This is a genomic window from Kyrpidia spormannii (assembly GCF_002804065.1).
In the GTDB taxonomy this organism is placed as follows: Bacteria; Bacillota; Bacilli; order Kyrpidiales; family Kyrpidiaceae; genus Kyrpidia; species Kyrpidia spormannii.
In genome coordinates this window covers 2,360,245-2,379,565 of the sequence record NZ_CP024955.1, presented here as the reverse complement: position 1 = coordinate 2,379,565, position 19,321 = coordinate 2,360,245, and the positions used below count along the sequence as shown (strand labels likewise).

General features: G+C 59.9%; 19 protein-coding genes and 1 riboswitch. Of the genes, 15 read left to right on the top strand and 4 right to left on the bottom strand.

Going from position 1 to position 19,321, the window contains the following annotated elements:
* The first annotated feature begins 52 nt into the window (after positions 1–52).
* The 3 genes from CVV65_RS11960 to CVV65_RS11950 all read left to right on the top strand — a co-directional run bounded on the left by CVV65_RS11960 (position 53) and on the right by CVV65_RS11950 (position 2,571).
* Complete coding sequence (locus CVV65_RS11960) at positions 53–481, top strand: hypothetical protein (RefSeq protein ID WP_100668317.1); 429 nt, start codon at positions 53–55, stop codon at positions 479–481.
* 104 nt (positions 482–585) lie between these two features.
* On the top strand, positions 586–2,151 hold the full coding sequence (locus CVV65_RS11955; RefSeq protein WP_100668316.1) for a long-chain-fatty-acid--CoA ligase: 1,566 nt from the start codon (positions 586–588) through the stop codon (positions 2,149–2,151).
* A gap of 141 nt (positions 2,152–2,292) precedes the next feature.
* Positions 2,293–2,571 (top strand): HU family DNA-binding protein, encoded by a 279-nt coding sequence (locus CVV65_RS11950; RefSeq protein ID WP_013076343.1) that lies wholly within the window; start codon positions 2,293–2,295, stop codon positions 2,569–2,571.
* A gap of 102 nt (positions 2,572–2,673) precedes the next feature.
* On the opposite strand, the gene CVV65_RS11945 is transcribed toward CVV65_RS11950, so the two are convergent.
* On the bottom strand, positions 2,674–3,996 hold the full coding sequence (locus CVV65_RS11945; protein ID WP_100668315.1) for an ATP-binding protein: 1,323 nt from the start codon (positions 3,994–3,996) through the stop codon (positions 2,674–2,676).
* A 223-nt stretch (positions 3,997–4,219) separates the two neighbouring features.
* On the opposite strand from CVV65_RS11945, the gene bcp reads away from it, so the two are divergent.
* Complete coding sequence (gene bcp, locus CVV65_RS11940; protein WP_100669472.1) at positions 4,220–4,690, top strand: thioredoxin-dependent thiol peroxidase; 471 nt, start codon at positions 4,220–4,222, stop codon at positions 4,688–4,690.
* A 33-nt stretch (positions 4,691–4,723) separates the two neighbouring features.
* Here bcp and CVV65_RS11935 read toward each other — a convergent pair whose 3' ends face one another.
* Positions 4,724–4,903: a hypothetical protein gene (locus tag CVV65_RS11935; RefSeq protein WP_013076340.1), complete on the bottom strand. Its 180-nt coding sequence runs from the start codon at positions 4,901–4,903 to the stop codon at positions 4,724–4,726.
* Positions 4,904–4,979: 76 nt separating this feature from the next.
* A riboswitch (cyclic di-AMP (ydaO/yuaA leader) is annotated at positions 4,980–5,146 on the top strand.
* 203 nt (positions 5,147–5,349) lie between these two features.
* Between CVV65_RS11935 and CVV65_RS11930 the strand changes: the two genes are divergently transcribed.
* From CVV65_RS11930 to CVV65_RS11885, 10 genes are all read left to right on the top strand, one after another.
* A complete protein-coding gene (locus CVV65_RS11930; RefSeq protein ID WP_013076338.1) occupies positions 5,350–5,643 on the top strand; it encodes a DUF3055 domain-containing protein in 294 nt (97 codons plus the stop codon).
* Positions 5,644–5,755: 112 nt separating this feature from the next.
* Complete coding sequence (locus CVV65_RS11925) at positions 5,756–7,519, top strand: sigma-54-dependent Fis family transcriptional regulator (RefSeq protein WP_198592015.1); 1,764 nt, start codon at positions 5,756–5,758, stop codon at positions 7,517–7,519.
* A gap of 167 nt (positions 7,520–7,686) precedes the next feature.
* On the top strand, positions 7,687–8,688 hold the full coding sequence (locus CVV65_RS11920) for a thiamine pyrophosphate-dependent dehydrogenase E1 component subunit alpha (protein ID WP_100669470.1): 1,002 nt from the start codon (positions 7,687–7,689) through the stop codon (positions 8,686–8,688).
* An 86-nt stretch (positions 8,689–8,774) separates the two neighbouring features.
* The gene (locus CVV65_RS11915; protein WP_100668313.1) at positions 8,775–9,797 is read left to right on the top strand and encodes an alpha-ketoacid dehydrogenase subunit beta; all 1,023 of its coding nucleotides are present in this window, start codon (positions 8,775–8,777) and stop codon (positions 9,795–9,797) included.
* A 31-nt stretch (positions 9,798–9,828) separates the two neighbouring features.
* On the top strand, positions 9,829–11,067 hold the full coding sequence (locus CVV65_RS11910) for a dihydrolipoamide acetyltransferase family protein (protein ID WP_100668312.1): 1,239 nt from the start codon (positions 9,829–9,831) through the stop codon (positions 11,065–11,067).
* A 243-nt stretch (positions 11,068–11,310) separates the two neighbouring features.
* Positions 11,311–11,904, top strand: coding sequence for a flagellar brake protein (locus CVV65_RS11905; protein WP_198592014.1), 594 nt, complete (start codon positions 11,311–11,313; stop codon positions 11,902–11,904).
* 65 nt (positions 11,905–11,969) lie between these two features.
* Complete coding sequence (locus tag CVV65_RS11900) at positions 11,970–12,719, top strand: site-2 protease family protein (protein WP_100668310.1); 750 nt, start codon at positions 11,970–11,972, stop codon at positions 12,717–12,719.
* A 24-nt stretch (positions 12,720–12,743) separates the two neighbouring features.
* Complete coding sequence (locus CVV65_RS11895; protein ID WP_100668309.1) at positions 12,744–13,490, top strand: PucR family transcriptional regulator; 747 nt, start codon at positions 12,744–12,746, stop codon at positions 13,488–13,490.
* 99 nt (positions 13,491–13,589) lie between these two features.
* Positions 13,590–14,681 (top strand): ABC transporter ATP-binding protein, encoded by a 1,092-nt coding sequence (locus tag CVV65_RS11890; protein ID WP_100669468.1) that lies wholly within the window; start codon positions 13,590–13,592, stop codon positions 14,679–14,681.
* Positions 14,682–14,790: 109 nt separating this feature from the next.
* A complete protein-coding gene (locus tag CVV65_RS11885) occupies positions 14,791–15,366 on the top strand; it encodes a spore coat protein (RefSeq protein WP_100668308.1) in 576 nt (191 codons plus the stop codon).
* Positions 15,367–15,440: 74 nt separating this feature from the next.
* Here CVV65_RS11885 and leuD read toward each other — a convergent pair whose 3' ends face one another.
* Positions 15,441–16,055: a 3-isopropylmalate dehydratase small subunit gene (gene leuD, locus CVV65_RS11880; RefSeq protein WP_100668307.1), complete on the bottom strand. Its 615-nt coding sequence runs from the start codon at positions 16,053–16,055 to the stop codon at positions 15,441–15,443.
* Between the two features lie 35 nt (positions 16,056–16,090).
* On the bottom strand, positions 16,091–17,491 hold the full coding sequence (gene leuC / locus CVV65_RS11875; protein ID WP_100668306.1) for a 3-isopropylmalate dehydratase large subunit: 1,401 nt from the start codon (positions 17,489–17,491) through the stop codon (positions 16,091–16,093).
* A gap of 179 nt (positions 17,492–17,670) precedes the next feature.
* On the opposite strand from leuC, the gene CVV65_RS11870 reads away from it, so the two are divergent.
* Positions 17,671–19,281, top strand: a complete 1,611-nt coding sequence (locus CVV65_RS11870) for a PASTA domain-containing protein (protein ID WP_232796602.1) — start codon at positions 17,671–17,673, stop codon at positions 19,279–19,281.
* The last annotated feature ends 40 nt before the right edge of the window (positions 19,282–19,321 follow it).

The following is a 19,321-nucleotide window of genomic DNA, read 5'->3' as shown; positions in this document are numbered from 1 at the left end:
CGGGGTCCGGCAGAATGTTCGGCAGGAAAGTGAAGGTCAGACGGCGAATGAGATGATCAGGATCAAAGCGGCGGGGAGGATGAAAAGCGTGCCCGTACGCCACGCATTGGTGGAGATGAAAAAGGAAGATGTTCAGCAGGTCCGCGAATTGTTGGAAGGCGGTCGGATTCCCGAGGCGGTCAATGCCTTCATCCAGGCATTTCAGGCCGCCGAGGTGGGTTTCTCCATTCCCTGCGGACCCGGTTCGGTACGGGGGATCCTTCCGGTGCACCGGGGGACCGGTGCGGAAGATCTGTGCGGGACGGAGTACTTGGTGGTCGACCCGGGAGTCCCCGGAAACCAAGTGGAAGGGCGGCTGGAGTTTCACCCCGGGCTCGTGGTGGGTGCCGAGTTTCGCCCGGAATTTCGCCTTTTGATTCTCACCTTGCAAGGGGGCGGAGAGTTGCGGTTCCGGGGAAGGGAATTGGTGCGGGTGTCGTGACGGAACTCCCCGGCCCGGCGCGCCGAGGTCCGAATGACCGGTTGGTAGGGATCCCCAAGGGGATGTGCCGACTGGATTCCTGATCAAGGGATTGAGGTGACACAATGGGCGGAACGTTTTCATTTCCTCAGATCTCGTTACCGGAAATGCTCCGCGATAGTGCGGAGCGTTTCTCCGGGCGGCCGGCGATTTCTTTTTACCATGTCACCCTGACCTATGAGCAAGTGTGGTGGATGGTCCAGCGGGCCGCGGTGGGTCTCGCTGCGGCTGGGGTTCGTAAAGGGGATCGCGTGGCGATCATGTTGCCCAACTGCCCTCATTATGTGATTGCGTACTACGCCGTTTTAGCTGCCGGAGGTATTGTGGTCCAGGTCAACCCGATGTACACCGGGGCTGAGTTGGAACACCTGCTGGCGGACGCCGACCCAAAGGTGATCGTGGCTTATGAACCGCTGTGGGGGAAGGTCGAAGCGGTTTGGGAGAAAACCCACCTCGAGCGGGCGTACCTCGTTCAGTTTCCCGGCCCGGTGCAAACCCCGGCGACCGAACGGGTTCAACCCGTGGAGGCCCTTCTCGGGGCCCAAGGCGACCCGCCGTCGGTGGCCATTTCTCCCGAGGACACGGCCGTTTTGCAGTACACCGGGGGAACAACAGGCTATTCCAAGGGGGCGATGTTGACCCATCGCAACCTGGTCGCCAACGTTTACCAATCATTGGCGGATTTTCGTGACGGTTTGCGGGACGGGGAAGAAGTGATTCTGCTCGTTCTGCCTCTGTTTCACGTGTACGGCATGACCGTGGGGATGAATTTGGGCATCGCTGTGGGGGCGAATCTGGTGATGTTGCCCCGTTTTCAGCTCGACGAGGTCCTGGACGCGATCAAGACGGCAAAGCCCACAATGTTTCCCGGTGTTCCCACGATGTATGTGGCGGTCAACAGCCATCCCAAGGCCCGGGAATACGGAATCGACTCGATTCGCATCTGCAACAGCGGGTCCGCACCGCTGCCGGTGGAGGTCCTTCGGGCTTTTGAAGAGAAAACCGGGGGGAAGATTCTCGAGGGTTACGGCTTGACTGAGGCGAGTCCGGTGACGCACACCAATCCGTATCATGGTGTGCGGAAAGTCGGGAGTATCGGCCTGCCGGTAGCGGGAACCGAGGCGCGGATAGTGGATATAGCCACCGGTCTACAGGAACTTCCGCCCGGGGAGCCCGGCGAATTGGTGGTGCGCGGTCCCCAGGTCATGAAAGGATATTGGAACCGGCCGGAGGAAACGGCCCAGGTCCTTCGGGACGGCTGGCTCCACACCGGGGATATCGCCACCCGGGATGACGACGGGTACTATTACATTGTCGATCGGAAGAAAGACATGATCATCGCCAGCGGCTTCAACGTCTATCCCCGTGAGGTGGAAGAGGTCCTCTACACCCACCCGGGCATCCAGGAGGCGGCTGTGGTGGGGGTGCCGGATCCGTACCGCGGGGAGACAGTCAAAGCCTACGTCGTGTGCAAGCCCGGGGTGACGTTGACCCGCGATGAGGTCATCGCGTTTTGCCGGGAGCGTATGGCTCACTATAAGGCTCCGACGGAAGTAGAATTTCGGGAAGAGCTACCGAAAAGTTCAGTGGGCAAGATCTTGCGGCGGGCCCTTCGGGACAGCCAACCATGATGGGTCATGGGTCGAATCTTTCCGAAATCCATCCCCCGGGGCTATTCGCGCAGGTTTGACCGGTGAGAAATCCGGCGAAACTAGGGACGAATCGGCCGGAAAAGTCGGTCCCGGCCGGGTTTTCGGGAAGGAGGTGGGCCAGTGACCAAGCAGGATTTGATCGCCAAGGTGGCGGAAAAATCGGGGTTGACCAAAAAAGCGGCGTCGGCGGCGGTGGATGCCGTCTTGGATACGATTCAGGAAGCGCTGCAGGCGGGGGAGAGTGTGGGGCTGACCGGATTTGGCAGTTTCGAGGTTCGGGAGCGTTCAGCCCGCACCGGCCGTAATCCACAAACCGGGGAGACGATCGAGATCGCCGGTGGCAAGACGCCGGTGTTCCGGCCGGGCAAAACCCTGAAAGAGGCCGTCAAGAGTGCCTGAGTCCCGAACGGGCTTGGGTGAAGCGGGAAACCCCGCCAAGCCATAGTGTGTAGAAACTGCTGTGGTATCCGGAGAGGGCGCGGTGTAACGCCGCGCCCCTCGTCACCTCTGGTCCACCTTTTTCTTTTCCAAGGCTAGTTCACCGGCCAGATGGTCCACGAACTGTCGGGCGCTGCGCCCGGAACGGCCGTTGTGCCGACGTTCCCACTGGAGGGCCAAACGTCGGAGGGAATCTTCTTCGATTTCGAGACCTGCCCGTTTGGCCATGTGGCCCACCATCTCCAGGAACAGTTCCTGGTCCGGGGACAGGAAGGACACCGTCAACCCGAAGCGGTCGGCCAAGGATAATTTTTCCTGGACCGTGTCCTCCAGGTGCAGATCGTCCTCTTCGTCCCCCCGGGTTGGCCATCCCCGGTCGCTGAACCGTTCATTCACCAAGTGTCGTCGATTGGACGTGGCGAAGAGCAGTACATTGTTCGGACGCCGTTCCACACCTCCCTCCAGGAGCGTCTTGAGGTCTTTGTAAAAGGTCTCTCCTTCGCCGAAGGATAAGTCGTCAAAAAATAGGATAAATTTTTGTGGCCGGCGGCGCAACAGGCGGACGATGAGCGGGAAATCTCCCAGATCCCGCCGGGCCACTTCCACGAGCCGCAATCCCCGAGCGCCAAATTCATGAACCAGCGCTTTGACCAGGGAAGATTTTCCCGTTCCCCGGTCTCCGTAAAGAAGCACATTGTTCGCCGGAAGTCCCAGGACGAATTGTTCGGTGTTCTGCAGCACCTGTTTGCGTTGCCGCTCATATCCGACCAGATCTGCCAGGGTGATGGGATCGGGCTCGATGACGGGGACCAGCCTCCGGCTTGGCCCTTCCCATTTAAATACCCAGTGCCGAGCGGCCGGACCGCTGCCCATGCTTCGGAATGCCCGGGTGAACAGATCGGCGAGGTCCGCCCAGTCTTCCGTCGTCTCCAGAGACCGGGCCACCTCGGTCAACTGGTCGCTGAGCCACTGATTTAACAAGGTGTCCCCCCGGGCGGTCGAGGCAGCCGAAGTAAAGTCCGGAGACAAGACCTCTGGCCCAAGGCCTAAAGATTCGAGGAGCGGAGCGGGATCCAAATGGTATAAAGGGCGCACTCGCCTCAGATCTGCCGCGAGGCCACCTTGAAGCGCCCGACGCCATTCTTTCCCCTCATCCGGAGACGGGAAGGTCGAAAAGAACAGCCGGTGAAGGAGGTACGATTGCCATAGGGAGACGGTGGCGGGGAGGGGGATAGGATCTTCTTCCGCGGCAAAGCGGAGGAGAGCGCGGAACCAGGGCGCTGCAACCTCGGGGTTTTTGGTTTCTATCCAGTCTTCGGCTGCCGCGACGGCTGGGTCGTCGGACAACCCCTGGAAAAACATCCATGGGACAAGGATTGAAGGCATGATGCACTCTCCTTAATCAATCAGCATCATTGGGTTCGTCCCCATTGTAGGAGACTCGGGGCCGCGGGGCAAGGGAGCGGCGTGTATCGGAATGGGAATTATGGTATTCTGGCAATGAAAAGGTGTGGACACCGAGTTGCGGGTGCGAGTGAGATGTCATCCCCGCCCGGGCCCAGAACGGATGGGCTCAGGAGTGCGGGGAGGGGAGATGGAGGGGATCCAGATGGTGGAGGAAGGTCAGAAGGCACCGGATTTTACACTTCCCACCGGGACGGGCGAGACGATGAGCCTGGCGGATTTTCGCGGAAAACCGGTGGTACTGTACTTTTATCCCCGGGACAATACGCCGGGGTGTACGAAAGAGGCCTGTGGATTTCGCGATCTTCACGAGGCCTTTTCCGAAGTTGGCGCCGTCATCCTCGGGGTGAGCACCGATTCCCCGAGTTCTCACAAAAAGTTTGCGGAGAAATATCAGCTTCCCTTCCCGCTGTTGTCCGACGAGGACGCAGCAGTTTCTACGGCCTACGGCGTGTACAAGGAGAAAACCCGCTACGGGAAGAAATCCATGGGGATCGAACGAACCACCTTCCTCATCGACGGCGACGGGGTGATCCGCAAGATCTATCCTCGGGTGAAGGTGGAGGGACACATGGAGCAGGTATTGGAGGATGTCCGCCATTTGAGCAACGGCTGAGGGCGGGGAGCCGGCCTGGCCGGCTCCTGGCAATCACCGCCGGTTGAGGCTCCGGAAGCGGCGTTCGACTCCGTGGTAGACGGAGCGAAGGACGGCGGCCCCGGCAATGGAACCTGCGCCGATCATAAGGGCAATCCATAAGGGCACTCCGAGGAACCAGCCTGCCCCGAGGGCGACGGCCAGTGAGAGAAGGACTGCGGGTATCGGATGCATGACGCTTCCCCCTTGTGTGAACGTATTGTGAACGAATCGCTCATTGCCAAAATTCCCTTTTTCATGTATGATGGTTAAAACGGAGACGCTGAGTTCCATGTCCAGTGGAAGCGGAGGACCCATGTGTGGGGTGAATCCGGGCGGGCTGTTCTCAGAAGATTTGAGAATGTTTCATCCGCTCGGTAGGGTGAGCTCTCCACCCGAACCCGTCAGCTAACTTCGCAAGCGTTGGAGGGAGCGGTGGCGAAAGCCCCGCCTGGCCAAGGACTTCTCATAGGCGGGGTTTTTGTGTCCCTGCGGCTCCCCACCACCCCGTGGCGTCTCCGTTCGCGAAGCAGTACCGTGTATGAGGCGCGCCGGATTGCCACACGCTATGGCAAAGTCAAAGGCGTGCAAAACGTCGGGTACCTTCCGCGCATCAGACATTGACAAGGGGGGATCGAGGAATGGGTGAGCACGTTTTGTTTTCAGAAACGGAAGATACCCGAACTCATTTTGCCACGTTGGATGTGGCCGGCACGCGATTCGATCTGGCAGTGACGTATTCCCAACATTTTATGGGCAAGAGCATTGTGATGTGCCTACAAACCGGGCGGGCGAGCATCATGGACGCCCACGACGCCGAAGATCCGCAGCGGGTGGCCCAGCATTTTGGAATTGACGACGGCGAAACGGCCACCGAATTGGGCCATTACCTCACGAGCGTTTTGTCCTATCCGCCACGAGGCGAGCAATTCTGATGCAGGCTTGTGCGTGCCCTTTGCTACGGGCGCGATTTCTCTCCCTATGCTTATCCTGTGTGTTGACCACCATTTGCCCACGATGTCAACTTCCGATGGCTCAGCGTCGATCTTGTTGGTTCGGTTTCAGTATCGCCTCATCAATGGCCTCCGGGATGCCGGGTTGGCCCGTCGGACGGCGGACGTGGTCGTCCGGTGCCGGGGCCGCCAAAAGGCATCCGGAGGATTTTTTGTTCTTGGCGGCCGAGCAATTGTGCCGGGGATGAGTCCGGTGGAACGGAACGGGGGGACGGGGAGGATGGAGATGCCCTTGTTGTATCGGACCTGGAAAAGGTTTGTGCGGGAGGGGACGCTGGATGCCCACCGCGTATCCAGGGACGTGTCCGAATCGTGGGTGCGGAGTCGGCGCTACGGGGTGGATCCATACCGGGACCGCGGAGACATTGTGCTGGAGCCGGAGGATTTAGAGTTGCAGCGTCACAAGTACGCTGACGTGATTCGAGAAGTTGAATCCTTGGTACATAAAATTCATGGTTTATTGATGGAGCAGCGGATGGTCGCTTTATTCTGTGATGCGGATGGACGAATCCTGAGCGAGATCGGGCATCCGGACACCCTTCGAAGGGCACGGGAGATCCAGTTTGTTCCGGGGGCTGACTGGTCGGAGGCGGCGGTGGGCACCAATGCGATCGGAACGGCGCTGGAGGTCGGAAACGCTGTCTACGTGGCGGGGTACGAGCATTACGTGGTGGCGACACACCCCTGGTGTTGTGCCGCCGTGCCTCTCCGCGACCCGAAGGGGAACGTTTTTGGTGTGTTGAATTTATCTGGCCCGCTGGAATCGGCCCACCCCTATCTCCTCGGCGTCGTGGCGACCATGGGAGCCCACGTGGAGGACGTCATCGCTCGGATGCCCCAACAGGGGGGCGAAACGGTGGAGACCCAGGAAGGAGGAGTTGATTTTGAGGGGATGATCGGCAAAAGCGCATCCTTCCGTAGGTGTATCGACTTGGCGGAACGGGCGGCCCGGGTGGATTATCCGGTGTGCCTCTTGGGAGAGACGGGGACGGGAAAAGAACTCCTTGCGCGGTGGATCCACCGGAGAAGCGGCCGAAGAGGTGGCCCTTTTGTGGCCCTCAACTGCGGGGCGATGCCTGAACATCTCCTGGAAAGTGAATTGTTTGGCCACGAGGAGGGGGCTTTCACCGGTGCCAAAAAAGGGGGATATCCCGGGGCTTTTCGGCTTGCTGAAGGAGGAACTTTGTTCCTAGACGAGGTTGGGGAGATGCCTCCACAAATGCAGCTCGCCCTGCTTCGAGTCCTTGAAGAAAAGGCGGTTCGACCGATTGGCGGCCGGGAGGAGATCCGGGTGAATGTCCGGCTGGTTTCTGCTACACACCGGGATCTTGGGTTACTCGTTCGCCAGGGGGCGTTTCGGGAAGATTTGTTTCACCGCCTTCATGTCCTTCCGATTCACGTTCCGCCGCTGCGGGAGCGGAAGGAGGACATCCCTGATTTAGCGCAATATTTGCTGGATACGACCGGTACGGGCAAAAAGTTGAATCCCGCAGCATTGCGCCTGCTCCAGGACTACCCGTGGCGAGGAAATATACGTGAACTACGAAATGTTATGGTTTGTGCATCAGTTTTTGATGATTCGCGGATCATCGGCCCCGAGGGGTTGACTTCATTTTTGGACGCTGAAAATATAACCGGGGCCATGCCCGGAAGGAATATCCCCAGTCGCAAAGAGGCAGTGGTAGATGCCCTTCAGAACACCCGCGGAAATGTGTCCGCCGCCGCTCGGCGGCTGGGGGTTTCCCGAAGCACCCTGTACCGGTGGTTGAAACAAGGCGGAACAGGATGGGACAGGTGAGACGTTGCATGGGCCATTCCCGGAAGCGGTCAGACAGAAGGTTTTACGGGCAAAATTCCGGGGGATCTCAGGCGAATTTTGACGATTGGTCAGCCGGTGCATAGGCCGGCATGTTTTTTGCATATGTTGAGGAAGGTGTTGATTCTTTCCACAAGGGGGGAGCCCGGGTGGCCATTCCTGCGGACAAGCTGACGTGGATGTACGAGACGATGGTCAAAATCCGGTATTTTGAGGAAACGATGGTGAAGGTGTACACCGAAGGCAAGATGCCCGTGTTTAACATCGGAGCCGGGACGGTGCCCGGAGAAATGCATCTGGCGGCGGGTCAAGAACCGGCAGCCGTGGGGATCTGTGCGCACCTGCGTAAGGACGACACGGTGACCGCCCCGCATCGGCCTCATCACCACGCCATTGCCAAAGGGGTCGATCTGAAGCGCATGACCGCGGAGATGTTCGGGCGGGAGACCGGGCTTGGGAAAGGAAAGGGCGGGCACATGCATTTGTTCGATCCCACGGTGAAATTTTCCTGCAGCGGGATCGTGGGGGCGGGGATGCCCCAGGCGGTGGGGGCGGCCCTCAGCAACAAAATGAACAACACCGACTGGGTGGCGGTGGCTTTTGCCGGGGAGGGAGCGGCGAATTCTGGGGCTTTTCATGAGTCGTTAAATCTCGCGGCTCTTTGGAAGTTGCCGGTGATTGTGGTGATCGAAGACAATGCCTACGGCATCTCAGTGCCAAAATCGAAATCGACGGCTGTGGCCAATAATGCCGTTCGTGCCGCCGCCTATGGGATACCCGGGGCCCTGGTCAAAGACAATGATCCCTTAGAAATGTACCGGGTCTCGGAAGAAGCGGTGGCCCGGGCGCGGCGCGGGGAGGGCCCTACCCTCATCGAGATCGAAACGTATCGGTATCTCGGTCATTTTCAGGGCGATCCGGAAGTGTACCGGGAAAAGGACGAAGTGAGTCACTTGAGGCAAAAAGACCCCATTGAGCGGTTAAGACGGTACATGGTCGAGCAGGGGGTCGCCGGGGAAGAAGAGTTGGCCGGGTGGGAGGCCCAGGCGAAGCGGGAAGTGGACGAGGCCTACACCTTTGCCCGGGACAGCGCCTGGCCCCGGGGGGAAGAGGCTCTCGAAGACGTATTCGCGAAGACCTCGGAAGGCTAAAAGGTCGAGGATCGGTCTGCCCCCGGAGATGATGGGTACTTGTTGTTTGGCGCGACGGGTTGAGAAAGAATGAGGAGGGATCGAAGTTGACGGCCACGACTGGCAGAAGGTTGACGGGGTCAAAGGCGTTGGCGGAGGCCATCGCTCAGGAAATGGAGCGGGATTCCCGGGTGTTCGTCATGGGGGAAGATGTTGGGAAATACGGGGGGATCTTCGGGTCCACGGAAGGGCTGTTCACCCGCTTTGGCCCGGATCGAGTGAGGGACACGCCCATTTCTGAGACTGGCTTCATCGGGGCGGCTATCGGTGCCGCGGTAGAGGGGATGCGGCCCATCGCCGAGCTGATGTTCGTGGACTTTTTCGGGGTGTGCATGGACCAGATCTATAACCATATGGCCAAGATCCACTACATGTCAGGCGGGAATGTTAAAGTTCCGATGGTGTTGATGACGGCGGTGGGGGGCGGTTATAACGACGCTGCCCAACATTCCCAAACGTTATACGCGACTTTTGCGCACCTTCCGGGCTTGAAAGTAGTGGCCCCGTCGACGCCCTATGATATCAAAGGAATGATGATCTCGGCCATCCGGGACGACAATCCGGTGCTGTTCATGTTTCACAAATCCTTGCAGGGGCTGGGGTGGATGGACCCCATTCCAGAATCGGAAGGCGAAGTGCCCGCCGAACCCTACACAGTGCCTTTGGGGAAGGCGAAGGTGGTGCGGGAGGGCCGAGATCTGACCATCGTGGGTGTTCAAATGATGACCCATTACGCCGTTCGGGCGGCCGGGCGGCTGGCGGCCGACGGAATCGAGGCGGAGGTCGTGGATCTGCGTTCTCTTGCCCCCTTGGACCGGGACACCTTGGTGCAATCGGTCAAGAAAACCCACCGCCTGCTCGTCGTGGACGAAGACTACCTGTCGTATGGGATGACGGCAGAAGTGGCGGCGACGGTGGCTGAGCGGGCATTGTACGAACTGGAGGCCCCCGTTCGGCGATTGGCGATCCCGGATGTCCCCATTCCTTACAGTGACCCCTTAGAGGATTTCGTGCTCCCCGGGGTTGACGCCATTGAGCGGGCGGCCCGGGAATTGATTCGGGAGGCGTAGCCGATTCATCACCTCATTGGGAGGACTAGACATGGAAGTACGAATGCCGAAAACCAGCGAGGAAGGATACGACAGTGTGGTGGTGTTTTGGCACGTTCAAGAAGGAGCCTCTGTCAAAGCCGGGGATGTCCTGGTGGAAGTCCAGACCGAGAAAGCCGTGAGTGAAGTAACCGCCCCGGTGGACGGGGTGGTGACTAAGATTCTTAAACAGCGGGGCGAGACGGTGGCCGTGGGGGAAGTGCTGGCAGTGGTCGACGAGGCGGCATCGGCGGGCGAGACCGGTATGGCCCCTTCGTTTTCGGGGATGGCCGAAGCGCCGGTGCCCCCGGAGAAGGTGCAGGAAAAGCCGGAGCCGCGCTTCGTGCCCGCTTCGCCCCGTGTTCGTCGATTGGCCCGGGAACTGGGGGTGGATTTGGCTGCCATTGCAGGAACTGGGCCCGGTGGCCGCCCCACGGAAGACGATGTCCGCCGGGCCGCTGCGGTGGGGCGTGAAGAGGTGCCGGACGGGGCCCCGGATACCGGCCATCGGGCGCCGACGATGGCCGATGCCGAAGGGGTGCAGGAGCGTCAGGTTGCAATTGGGGAGGCGGCCTCATCTTCGTCCCGGCTGGCTCAGGGCCCGGGGTGGGGGGTGAGGCGGACCATCGCCCGAAGGATGATGGAAAGTCTCCAGGGTTCCGCCCAATTGACGGAGATGGCCTGGGCGGACATCACCCGGCTCATGGAGTGGCGAAAGCGGTGGGCGCCGGAGGCGTCGCTCAACGATTGGGTGCTAAGAGCGGTGGTACTGGCGCTTCGGGATCACCCGGATATCAACGCGCACTGGACAGAAGACGGCCCGACGCGCCAGTCCCGGGTCAATCTCGGGGTTGCTGTGGACACTGACCAGGGACTGCTGGTGCCGGTGATCGTCGACGCCGATCGGCTCACTTTAGAGGAGCTTCACCGGGAAGCCGCCCGTCTGGCAGAAAAGGCCCGGGCCGGGAGATTAACGCACCAAGAGATGACCGGGGGAACCTTTACGGTGTCCAATCTGGGGACTTACGGGGTACAGTTCTTCACACCAATTCTCAACCCGCCAGAGGTGGGTCTGCTTGGTGTGGGGCGGGCGGAGCCGTATCTTGTCTTGAGCGATCAGGGGATTGTACAGAGGCAAAGACTGCCCCTGAGCCTGACCTTCGACCATCGGGCGGTGGATGGCGGTCCAGCGGCACAATTTCTGAGCGCCGTATGTGAGGCTCTCGGGCAACCGGAACGGCTAGTGGCTTGAATTCGCCCGCCGGGCCGGAGGAGGTTTAACTTTGTCGAGTGCCTGTTCGGCCCCGTTCTGGGGGCCGGCAGTGCGAAATCAGACCGAACGGTTGGCAGGAAGCCGGGCGAGGCGCTCGGCTTTTTGCTTTGATGGGGGAATTTTTGGCGAAGCCCGAGAGGAATTCCCGGCTTCGTTGATGAATAGTTCAATCAAAGAATGATGGATCAACGAGCCAGGGGGGCACTGCGGGAGGAATTTTTCTTGATCAAACCAGGGTTTAAAGTTCACGGGGAATACCAGGCAGGCGAAGAGACGGTGCAGTTCGAATCGGTGGTGTACGATATCCAGGACAATAAATTTTGGGTCCTGTGGCCCAATGTGGCTGGATTGAAGAACCAGACGGAGATCCGGGTGCGAATTTTTCCCCGGAAGGGGGACTGTTATGTGGCCACGACCCGGGTCACCGGCCGGGTTCACGGGAAAGCCGAGCTATTGGAGTTGGAGATGCCCCAGCGCTGGGAGCGAGAGCGGCGTCGGCAGTATTTTCGGGTCCCGGTGGATGTGCCCGTAACATGGGACGATCACAAGGGGCGATGTGTGAATCTCAGTGGCAACGGCTGCTTGTTCATTGCCCAGGCGAACCTCAAGCCAGGAGATGAGTTGGAACTGACTCTGGAGTTGCCCGCTTTGCAGCTGCCGGTTCGAGCGAGGGTGGTGCGGGTGGAGCCGCTGCTGGCTTCTAGAAGCCGGATTGCCTGCACGTTTTTGCACGTGGACGAGCGGCATCTTGACATCCTCCTCCGCTTCTTACTCGATCGCCAGCGAAAGTTGATTCAAGAGGGCAGACTGCCGTGACACGAAAGGGGATGGTATACTGGTAGCGTGGGTGGTTCGCGCCCGCGGAAAGGATGAGTCTGTTCATGAAACGGCGAACGGCCGGCATATTTGCGGCCATCGCTCTGATTCTTGGGAAATTCGGGGCGAAATTATGGGCGCTCGTTAAACTGTTGGCTCTGGCCAAGGGGCCGGTTTTAACGATGCTCTTGACCATCGTTGCCTACGCTGTATTTCTGGGGTGGCCTTTTGCGATTGGATTCGTATTGTTGCTGTTTGTGCACGAGATGGGTCACGTGGTGGCGATCCGCATAAAGGGAGGCGAGGCTTCCCTCCCTTATTTCATTCCGTTTTTGGGGGCATTTATCCGCCTGCGTACGCAATTCGCCGATCCCCGGGAGGACGCTTTTGTCGGGATCGCTGGGCCGATCGCGGGCACCGTGGGGGCGGCGATCTGCTGGCTTTGGTATGGGTGGACGGGTTCAATCTTGATGCTCTTTTTGTCCTACGTGGGATTCTTCGTCAACTTGTTCAACCTTTTACCTGTCTATCCCCTGGACGGCGGGAGGGTGGTCCGGGCGGTTCATCGCAAGTTGTGGGGCGCAGGACTGGCGGTGGCGGCGGCGATCGCAGTGACGAGGCCGAATCTGATCTTGTTTCTCATCCTGATCTTTGGCTTTTTGGAGTTTTGGCGCATGCGCAATCAGCCCGACATCTGGATCCCGGTCTCCTCGCGGATCGGTTATGGCGTTCTCTATTTTGGACTCGCGGCGTTTCTGGCCGTGGCCTCCTGGGGGACTCACAGTCTCCTGTTGCAGATGGGGCCTCCGGCATGACATTTCACAAGGGGGGCGCGAGGGTTGCCGATTCGGGGAGCCGGCGATTGGGTGAGAACGCTGCTTCAAGGCGGGGATGATCCCGAAGGCCGGGGTTGGGAAATCGGGCTCATCGAATGCCATGGCGTTCCACCGGAAGGTTGGTCCCAGGTGGTCCTGGCCATGGCGGATGGCCGGCGGGGCGCCTGGGCGGCGGTGGAGGGAGCGAGGGTCTGGGCGGCCCGAAAAACGGAAATCGGCAGCCGCGGGAACGAAGATAAAGACCAGCGCGGGCGGGCCATTCAGCCGTGGTTGGAGTGGGTGGATAACTTAGAAGCCGAACTTTTGGTCCCGTTCTCGGTGGGGGTGGGACGGCTCACCGAGGGATGGCTCGATTGGCCGCTCCGGCGCCGGGAGGCCGAAGAAGCTCTGGGGCTGGGCCGGGTCCTGCACCCGGGTCGGCGCGTCTACCGGTATGAGGACCTGGCCTGGGAGCGGTTTCTGGCTGCTCTTCCCCGGACCGAAGCCTTGCGCTATAGCCGGGGCGTATTGAAGGACGCGTTGCAGCAATACGCCTTTATAGAAGAAACGGTACGGGCCATGGTTGAACACCACTTAAACATCAGTGAGGCTGCCAGAGCCCTGTTCGTCCATCGCAACACCTTGATGTATCGACTGGACCGCATTCAAGAGTGCACGGGACTGGATCCCCGGCGTTTCGACGGGGCTCTGCAATTGTACACGGCGCTGGTTCTCCATCGATTCGGGCAGGTTGCCCAATCGCCTCTTTGATCATGCCGAAGAATTTCGTGAAAGATGGACGATGATGGCTCGCCGGTCGCCCGGTATGCTCATCCTGATGCGAAAATCGATGGGAAGGGGCGAGAAGGCGTGGCGGGTGTGACGTTTAAAAATGTTATCAAATCTTTCGGTCAGCATGTGGTGGTGCATGAGCTGAATTTAGAGATTCCCGATGGGGAGTTCATGGTGCTGGTGGGGCCGTCTGGTTGTGGGAAATCCACTACCCTGCGCATGGTCGCGGGGTTGGAGGAAGTCAGCTCCGGCGAGCTGTATATCGGGGACCGCCTGGTCAATGACGTGCCGCCGAAAGATCGGGATATTGCCATGGTGTTTCAGAATTATGCCCTGTACCCGCACATGACGGTTTTTGACAACATGGCCTTCGGATTGAAATTGAGAAAGGTTCCGAAAGCCGAGATCGATCAACGGGTTCGGGAAGCGGCGAAAACCTTGGGTATCGATCACCTCCTGGACCGGAAACCCAAGGCCCTGTCCGGGGGGCAGCGGCAGCGGGTTGCACTGGGAAGAGCCATTGTCCGCAATCCCCAGGTCTTTTTGATGGACGAGCCGCTTTCCAATCTCGACGCTAAGCTGCGGGTTCACATGCGGGCGGAGATCAGCCGTCTGCACCGCCGTCTCGAGACCACGACGATTTACGTGACCCACGACCAAACGGAAGCGATGACCATGGGGGACCGGATCGCCGTGATGAAAGATGGCGTGGTCCAGCAGGTGGACTCGCCGGAGAAGATTTATCACTCCCCAGCGAATTTGTTTGTGGCCGGCTTTATCGGTTCACCCGCGATGAATATGGTATCCGGTCGATGGGGTGAAGAGGACGGCCACGTTGTTTTTATGGCCGGAGACATCCGGATTGCCCTGCCCGGCCCCTTGGCGGATGCGGTGAAACGGAAGGGGGTTGGCCCCCGGGTGGTTCTGGGGGTTCGGCCGGAACATTTGCATCCCGCCACTTCCGAAGACGATGCGGGATTTGAGGTCAACGTGGAAGTGGTGGAGCCCACCGGTGCGGAAACCTATCTTTACGTGAGCCACGGGGATCAGGCTTTGACGGTGCGGGTGGATCCTTCGTTGAAAGCGGAGCCGGGGCAGCGGCTGAAGGTGGCACCGGACCTGTCAAAGATTCACTTGTTTGACGAAGAGACCGAGGAAGCGGTGCGGTGAGGCAGGCGGTTTCGGGCACCGGGGGGCGAGTCCGACATGGGGTGCATAAAGGCTTCCTTTCCATGCCATGCTACGGGAGGAACAAGATCTCAGCCAAGGAGGAATCCACATGCCCTACGGTGCCCACGAAGCTATGGAGACCCATGAAATCCTCAATGAAACCCGGTCGCAGATTGAACATTTTTCTTTTTATGCCCGTCAGTGCCAGGATCAGAGTCTGAGGCAAATGATCGAGCGCCACATCCAATCGGCGGTGGCGGCCTACAATGAAATGGTCAACTATACGCATACCTATAAGGCGGCAACACCCCATCAGCCGGATATGCGCCTGGCGCAGCCCCAGCAAATCGCCTACGGGCTTCGTCAGCCCTCTCCGGTATCTCCCCAGACCGGGGTGACGTCTTTCAATGATCAGCAGATTGCCGGTGCGGTGCTGTCCGCCCACAAAAACTCCGCCCGCAATCATATGCAGGCCGCCCTGGAGTGCGCCGACCCCAACTTGCGCCAGATGATGGTGAACGGAGCGGTCACCTGTGCCCAACAAGCGTACGAAACCTTCTTGTTCATGAATCAAAAAGGGTGGTACCAAGTGCCCACCCTGCTGGACAAGACCGCCCAAACTTTGTTGCACACCTACCAGCCGATCGGCCAGCAGGCGGGCCCGGTACAACCCGCCTACCAATAAGCTGGGGCACAAACGAGGTGCCGGGGCGCCGAAACCCGGGAGCAATGGCTCCCCGGGCCTTTTTGTGCCGCCAGTCAGGCTTCCCGCGGAATCAAATACCCGGGCATCCCTCGCTCATACCCGGCGATTCGATCCTCTTTCTCCAAAGTCATACCGATGTCGTCCAACCCCTTGAGCAGCGATTCCCGCCGGAAGGGATCGATTTCGAACCTCATCCGCCACCCCCGGTCGTCCCGCACCTCCTGGGATTCCAGATCCACCGTCAACCGATAGCCGCCCGGCATCCGCCCCGCCTCGTCAAACAGGTGGTTCACGGCCTCACCGGGAAGAACCAGCGGCAACAGACCATTTTTGAAGCAATTATTATAAAAAATATCGGCGAAGGAAGGGGCGATAATCACCCGAAACCCGTAATCCTTCAGCGCCCAAGGGGCGTGCTCCCGGGAAGACCCGCAGCCAAAATTGTCCCGGGCCAAAAGGATCGACGCCTCCCGATACTGCGGCTGATTGAGGATGAACTCCGGGTCCGGGGATCCATCCTCCCGGAACCGCCAGTCGTAAAACAGGAATTGACCGAATCCCGTCCTCTGGATGCGTTTCAGAAACTGTTTGGGAATGATCTGGTCGGTGTCCACGTTCACCCGGTCCAAGGGCAGGACCAGGCCCTCATGGCGAACAAACGGCTCCATATTCTCCCGCCTTCCCTTTTGGTTTCAGATTGGAATTATAACCAATTCCGCACATCGACAAAATGGCCGGCCACAGCCGCGGCCGCTGCCATCTCCGGACCGACCAGGTGAGTTCGGCCGCCTCGGCCTTGACGTCCTTCAAAATTCCGGTTGGACGTGGACGCGCACCGTTCTCCGGGCTGTAAAATATCCGGATTCATGCCGAGGCACATGCTGCAACCCGCCTCTCGCCATTCAAAGCCCGCTTCTTTGAAAATGACGTCCAAACCTTCCTTTTCCGCTTGCCGCTTGACGAGGCCTGAGCCCGGGACCACCATGGCTTTCACATGGGGGGCCACTTTGTGCCCCTTCACGATCCGGGCGGCCGCCCGCAAATCCTCAATCCGGCTGTTCGTGCACGAGCCGATAAACACCCGGTCGATTTGGATGGATGTGATGGGGGTTCCCGGTTTCAAATCCATGTACTCCAAGGCCCGCTCCACCGCCCGGCGGCGGCTTTCATCTTCAAAGTCTTCCGGGCTCGGAACGACCCCGGTCACGTCCGTTCCCATTCCGGGATTCGTACCCCACGTGACTTGGGGGGCTAAGGACGAGACATCCAGCTCCACCGATTGATCAAAGGACGCTCCGGGGTCCGTGTACAATTCCCTCCAATCCCGCAGGGCGGCGTCCCACGCCTCACCCCGGGGAGCGAATCGGCGGCCACGGATATAATTGAACGTGGTTTCATCCGGGGCGATCAGTCCTGCCCGGGCGCCGGCTTCGATCGACATGTTGCATATCGTCATTCGCTCTTCCATAGACATGTCTCGGATCGCCTCGCCCCGATACTCGATCACGGTACCGGTGGCAAAATCGGTGCCGTACTTGGCGATGAGGGCGAGGATAACGTCTTTGGCGGATACCCCTCGCTGACGGCGGCCCACCAACCGCACCTCGGTGGTGCGGGGTTTGTTTTGGGGCAGACACCCTGTGGCCAGGACGTGCTCCACTTCGCTGGTCCCGATTCCGAAGGCCAGGGCTCCGAAAGCCCCGTGAGTGGAAGTGTGGCTGTCTCCGCAAACGATCGTCTTCCCGGGCAGCGTCAAGCCGAGTTCAGGTCCGATTACATGGACGATGCCTTGCTCGGCATCGTGCAGATTCCACAGGCGAATGCCAAATTCCTGGCAATTCTTTTCGAGGGTCCGGATCTGCTCGGCGGCGATGGGGTCGGCGATGGGCAGGCTTCGATCGGTGGTCGGCACGTTGTGATCCACCACAGCGAAAGTCAAATCCGGCCGTCGAACCCGCCGCCCGGCGAGACGGAGTCCTTCAAAAGCCTGGGGGGATGTCACCTCGTGGACGAGGTGCAGGTCAATGTACAAGAGAGCCGGTTTCCCCGGTTCCGCGTCCACCACGTGGCGTTCCCAAATTTTGTCGAACAGCGTTTTTGGCAATGGTCGCACCCTCCTTGAGCCCGGTTGGGACTATACTATTATGTGTATCACGATTTTCACCGTTTGTCGAAGAAAAGGAATAGGTGGGTGGGTGACCGGCGGCTGGACGGCCCGAAAATAACCTCGACCTTCGAATACCAGTAGGATAGGGATGGATGATCAGTGGGAGGGGGAACCCCATGGTGAATCTTGTCTGGGGCGAGCGATACGAATCTCAGGAGATGGTCGGATCGACGCAAAAAGGGCAATTGCACCTGGGGTGGGATCGTTCGCTTCACCGCCCGGTGGCTCTGGCGGTGTTTCCCGGAATGCCCGACGAAGACCGGGAGAATCTGCTGCGGGATATTCGCGCGGCCGCAGGCGGGAGTTGGCCTTCCCGGCCGGATATCTATGATGTGGGTCTAGACGCCGGGACGGTGTACGTGGTGTACGGGCGCGTGGCGGGACAACCCTTTTGGCGGGCGTGGAAGTCTGCGTCGGGGAGTACCGAAACGTGGTTGTCGAGATTGGCGCAACTCGGAGAGGCGGCTGTAGAGTGGAATCGGGCCGGCCTTCGGGGCGTGTCCCTGGACCCCCGCTGGATTTGGCTTCGGCCGGAAGGAGGGGTTGTGTTTTACGGACTGGGGGCGGGGAACAACTATCTCCCCCGGGAGCTGGCCCATACGGCTGTGCGGCTGGCGACCGGAAACCCGGATGCCCCTTTGCAGTGGGAAGTGCTTGAGGAAAGCTTAAATGGCCAAATCCCGCCACTGTGGATTCAGGCCTTTGGCCATTGGTGGTTGCGGGCAGTCTCCCAGGACCCGGCCTTGCAGTTTTCCGACCTCGAAACCTGCGTGCGCGGGCTTAAAGATGTTTTTCGCGAAGCACCTTCGGAGCTTCTCGACGGCTCGTCGTCCGCGATGGTTTCGGCCCCTACGTTTTCCCCGAAAAAAGCCGGTGTCGGGGAAGCTTCAAACCGCCCGGCCGGGAAGGGAATTCGCCCTAGCGGCGGCACTCCCAACCCCTGGGCTCAAGTGCGGGCGATGGCGTTTGGGCGGGGCAGACCGTTCTCGACAAAAAGAGGCACAGGCCGGGGCGAAACTCGTATTGCCGGCGCTGCCCGGGCGGTGCCCCGTCCGGGAGTGGCCGGGTGGATGCACCGGTTTCACTGGTCCCGGGCAGCCATGGTGCTGATGGTCGCCATCCTGGCCGTTGTGGGCGGAGCGAGTCTGGCCTACTCGGTGTTTATGCGGGGGCCGGGGGATGCGACGATGCCTTTTGTCGTGGGGAAGTCCTACGATGACGCCTTGGGAGCCCTGGTCCAGGCCGGGCTTGATCCTTCGAAGGTGGTGAAAGAGCCCCAGGCCAGCACCCAGCCTCCCGGGACGGTGATCGGTCAAGACCCGTATGCCGGAAAAGCTGTCAAACCCGACCGGGTGGTTCATCTTCAGGTGGCGGTCCCCCCGAACTCTCCCGGCTCAGCGGCGGCAGGACCGGCCTCCAGTCCGGAGTCCGGCAATTCAACACAAGGGTCGGGCGCGTCCACCTCCGGTTCGACTGGGACGACAACGCCAGGTGGATCGGCGTCTCCCGGGGCCACACCTGGTCCGGGTGCCAAAACGGTGCCGGATCTTACCGGTCTCACGTTGGATCAGGCGCAATCTCAATTGCTTACCCTCGGCATCCACTATCGGTATGAAATCGTATCCTCGGATCGGCCAAAAGGCACGGTCATCGACCAAATGCCTTCTCCAGGAACCCAGGTGGGGGATGGGGACTATGTGGTTTTCCGGGTGAGTCGAGGTTCTTGATCTCCCCGCGGGCAGGATCGGCGGGCTGTCCCTGCGCATG

What these genes read in the sequence shown, in the direction of transcription:
- bcp (WP_100669472.1), top strand. Translation starts at nt 4,220, where the DNA reads ATGGTGGAGGAAGGTCAGAAGGCACCGGATTTTACACTTCCCACCGGG.
- CVV65_RS11870 (WP_232796602.1), top strand. Translation starts at nt 17,671, where the DNA reads ATGGTGAATCTTGTCTGGGGCGAGCGATACGAATCTCAGGAGATGGTC.
- CVV65_RS11910 (WP_100668312.1), top strand. Translation starts at nt 9,829, where the DNA reads ATGGAAGTACGAATGCCGAAAACCAGCGAGGAAGGATACGACAGTGTG.
- CVV65_RS11960 (WP_100668317.1), top strand. Translation starts at nt 53, where the DNA reads ATGATCAGGATCAAAGCGGCGGGGAGGATGAAAAGCGTGCCCGTACGC.
- CVV65_RS11955 (WP_100668316.1), top strand. Translation starts at nt 586, where the DNA reads ATGGGCGGAACGTTTTCATTTCCTCAGATCTCGTTACCGGAAATGCTC.
- CVV65_RS11945 (WP_100668315.1), bottom strand. Translation starts at nt 3,996, where the DNA reads ATGCCTTCAATCCTTGTCCCATGGATGTTTTTCCAGGGGTTGTCCGAC.
- CVV65_RS11900 (WP_100668310.1), top strand. Translation starts at nt 11,970, where the DNA reads ATGAAACGGCGAACGGCCGGCATATTTGCGGCCATCGCTCTGATTCTT.
- CVV65_RS11930 (WP_013076338.1), top strand. Translation starts at nt 5,350, where the DNA reads ATGGGTGAGCACGTTTTGTTTTCAGAAACGGAAGATACCCGAACTCAT.
- CVV65_RS11935 (WP_013076340.1), bottom strand. Translation starts at nt 4,903, where the DNA reads ATGCATCCGATACCCGCAGTCCTTCTCTCACTGGCCGTCGCCCTCGGG.
- CVV65_RS11885 (WP_100668308.1), top strand. Translation starts at nt 14,791, where the DNA reads ATGCCCTACGGTGCCCACGAAGCTATGGAGACCCATGAAATCCTCAAT.
- leuD (WP_100668307.1), bottom strand. Translation starts at nt 16,055, where the DNA reads ATGGAGCCGTTTGTTCGCCATGAGGGCCTGGTCCTGCCCTTGGACCGG.